General features: G+C 70.9%; 2 protein-coding genes. Both read left to right on the forward strand.

Going from position 1 to position 3,585, the window contains the following annotated elements; all coding sequences use genetic code 11:
• Positions 1 to 657: 657 nt before the first annotated feature.
• Positions 658 to 1,014 carry a DUF5132 domain-containing protein gene (locus ACF061_RS23595; protein WP_392268922.1) on the forward strand — a complete coding sequence of 119 codons (357 nt, stop codon included), beginning with the start codon at positions 658 to 660 and terminating at the stop codon, positions 1,012 to 1,014.
• A gap of 170 nt (positions 1,015 to 1,184) precedes the next feature.
• Positions 1,185 to 3,479, forward strand: a complete 2,295-nt coding sequence (locus ACF061_RS23600; RefSeq protein ID WP_392268923.1) for an ATP-binding cassette domain-containing protein — start codon at positions 1,185 to 1,187, stop codon at positions 3,477 to 3,479.
• Positions 3,480 to 3,585: the final 106 nt, after the last annotated feature.

A 3,585-nucleotide genomic window follows, 5' to 3' on the forward strand; every position in this document is an offset into this window, starting at 1 on the left:
CGTATACAACTATGCAGCATGGACGCCGCCTGGACCGCGCTCACCGAGAGCGTCCATGGCACGCGCTCCTGCGCTCCTGCTCGCCGCGGGCCCCTGGAGGCACCGAGGACTGAACCGTCGGGTGCCTGTCGACCGTCCTCGCAGGCGGCTCCCTTGGCGGTCCACGATGCGACGCGCTCCACGATGCGGTCAATGACCTGTCGGGGGGCACGCCCGTTTCATCGCCAGCCGGTCGTGGTCCGTTCCGTGCTGGGAGGCGAGTCAGCCCAGCCGCGGGTGGCCGCCCTGCCGCGGCGCCTTCCGGGCCGCCGTTCTCCCGCCCGCGGCGGCGCTGCACGCGAATTCGGCAATTGTCGTACGTAGGAAAATAAGCCCAATGCATCGCCTGTGGGCATCGTACCGTGATCAATATTGACCGAGAAGATCAAGAGCACTCGCTTGAGTGAAACCAGTCGAGGCGATTGGGCTTCGACGGACATGGTTCTACTACGGTGAAGGACGTAGCGGGTGCTGGACCCCATGGACGAGGAATTCAACCCGGCAGGGAAATCGCGAATTCTGGAAATGGGTGCTTCCATCCGCCCAGCTGTGTGCTGCTTCAGTGTTCGCAGCGCCCGGGCTTCCTGTCATATGTATGCGTAGCGAGGATGGAGCATCATGCCGCCCGTAGTACCGCCCTTCCTGGTCGGCCTCATCGCAGCGCCACTGGCCAAGCGTCTCCTGAAGCCGTTGATGCGCGGCGTCGTCAAGACGTCCGTCGGCATCGCCCTGGAGGTGAAGAAGGCGACCCTGGAGGCCGGGGAGAACATCCATGACCTGGCGGCCGAGGTGACCGCGGAGGTGGTGGCGGCGCAGATCGCCGCGGGCGACGTCGACGTCCCCACGGGTGACGGCCGGCCGGTCGCCGAGGGCAGCGCCCCGAAGGGCGAGAAGGACGAGGCCGTCACCCGGGCCGAGAACGAGGCGCGGGCCGCGAAGAACCGCGCGACCGCCGGCGCCGGCAAGGCGCGCTGACGGTTGCTCCAGCGGCCCGGGCCGTCACACCGGCTCGGAGAAACGCGCCCGAGTGGCGGTCGGCCGCGGATCCGCCGACCGCCATCGTTCTCCCTCGAATTCCCGCTCTCTCGCGTTGATCCGTCTTACTCGTCACGGTTTCCGCGACCTCCATAAAGGTGATCGTACACATGCCATCTCTGCTGGGTGCCGCAGCCGGAAATCACTTCGCGGACGTGGATGTACGTCCGCGTTCGGTCGTTCCGGGCCGCCAGCGCTGGCACGTCGAGCCGGTGATCGGACGGCCCCGGACGGCCGAAATCCTCGCGGCGACCCTGCGGCGCCTTCCCGGGATCACCGAGGCACAGGCCAGCCCGGTCACCGGCGGGGTCCTCGTCCGGCACGACGCTCGGGTGAGAGCCGCGGACGTCGGCCGGATCGTCCGCAGGGCCGTCACCCTGGTCGTGCGGGGCCCGGCCGGAGCGGGGCGTCCGGCCCCGGCAGGGCCCGCCGCCGAGCCGGCCCCGCGTGCGGACCGCGCGGTCGCGGGCCCGGTGCTCGCCGTCGGGGGCGGGGTGGCGGCCGGCGTCGCGCTGATCCGCGGGTCGGCGCTGACCAGGCAGTTGGTGGCGCTGGGCGGAGTGGCGGTGGCGACCGCGGCCGTCGTCCGCAAGGCCTGGCGCGGGACGGTCGACGCGCCCCGGGGCCTGCCCGGAACCGAAGCCGAACGACATCCCCTGCTGGAGATCGTCGGACCACACCGCCGGCGCCTCTACCGCGCCTCCGCGCTGTCGGTCGCCTGCCAGGTCTCCGAGATGGCGCTCGGCACCTTTCTCGGCTGGACCGCGCTGGTCCTCATCAAGGGCGAGGCCGCGCCGCTCGTCCGCTTCGGCCTGACGACCGCGTCCGCCCAACTCTGGGGCCTGGCGGGACTGGTGACCGTCGCCTGCGCCGCCGTCGCGGGCCTGTCGTACTCCTCGAACCTCCAGTGGCGCCGGCTCGGCCAAGACATCGAACACGACTGGCGCAACCGGACGTACGCCCATGTGCAGCACCTCGAACTGCGGCACCTGGAGGGTGAGCGGACCACCCGGATCGCCGGCGCGCTCACCGACGACGTCCGCCAGCTGGGCGCCTTCTTCGCCACCTCGGCGGGCGACCTGCTGCAACTGGGCACCAGCCTGGCCCTCCTGGTGCCGCTGTTCCTGCTGCTGGCGCCGCAGATCGCCTGGATCGCGTTCCTGCCCATCCCGGTCATCGCCTGGCTGTCGTTCCACTACCAGGACAAGGTCGCGGCCGACTACGCCGTCTCCGGTGAGCACCGCGCCAGGCTGCACAGCCAGTTGGTGAACACGCTGGAGGCCGGCGCCACCGTCAAGAGCTTCTGCACCGAGGACTACGAGGCCGAGCGCATCGACCGGCTGAGCGGACAGGCCCAGGAGAGCAACGAGCAGACCGACCGGAGCACGATCCGCCACGCCGAGATCGTCCGGGTCTGCACGACCAGCTCGATGGCCGGAATCCTGCTGATCGGCGGCCGGTCGGTGCTCAACGGCACCCTGCCCTTCGAAGTGTTCAGCCCGCTGATCGGGCTGCCCCAGATGGTGCTGCTGCGGATGAACCGGCTCGGCGGCATCGTCGACCAGTACCAGCACACGATCAGCGCCTACGACCGGGTCCAGCGGCTGCGCGCCCTGCCCGCCGAGACCGACGGCGCCGGCGGACCGCTCGGCGACGAGAAGGTGCACGGGGAGATCGTCCTCGACAACGTGACCTTCGCCTACCCCGGTCGGCCGCCGGCGCTGGAGGACCTCTCGCTGACCATCCCCGCCGGGCGGGTCACCGCCCTCGTCGGCGCCACCGGCTCCGGCAAGACGACGGTCGCCAAGCTGCTGATGCGATTCCACGACGCGGAGTACGGCAGCGTGCTGCTCGACGGGCGGGACGTGCGCGACGTACCGCGGCACGACCTGCGCCACGCGATCGGGTTCGTCGCACAGGACCCCTTCCTCTTCGACGGCACCATCGCCGACAACATCCGCTACGGCAGCTTCGGGGCCTCGGACGAGGCCGTGGTCGAAGCGGCCACGATGGCCGAGGCGCACACCTTCGTCGCGTCGCTGTCGGACGGCTACGACACGGTGATCGGCGAACGCGGCGCCGCCCTCTCCGGCGGCCAGCGGCAGCGGATCGCGCTCGCGCGCGCGATCCTCAAGGACACCCCGGTCGTGATCCTCGACGAGGCCACCTCCGCCGTGGACAACGAGACCGAGGCCGCCATCCAGCGCACCCTGCGCGTCTTCGCGGCCGACCGGACGATGGTGATCATCGCCCACCGGCTCTCCACGGTCCGCCACGCCGACCGGATCTACGTGATGGACAAGGGCGGAGTCGTGGCCGAGCAGGGCACGCACGACGAACTCCTCGCCCTGCACGGGCTCTACGCATCCCTCTGGCAACTCCAGGCCGGCGAACTCGCTGCCTGACCGCGGCCGCCGCGCCGCCCGGCCGCCGACCGCGTGACATCACCGCGGTCGGCGTTTCCCGGCGCGCCCCGCGCACACGCCCGCCCATACTCCTGGAGGTACCCCC

Origin of the sequence: Streptomyces sp. NPDC015220 (assembly GCF_043079345.1) — a bacterium.
Taxonomy (GTDB): domain Bacteria; phylum Actinomycetota; class Actinomycetes; order Streptomycetales; family Streptomycetaceae; genus Streptomyces.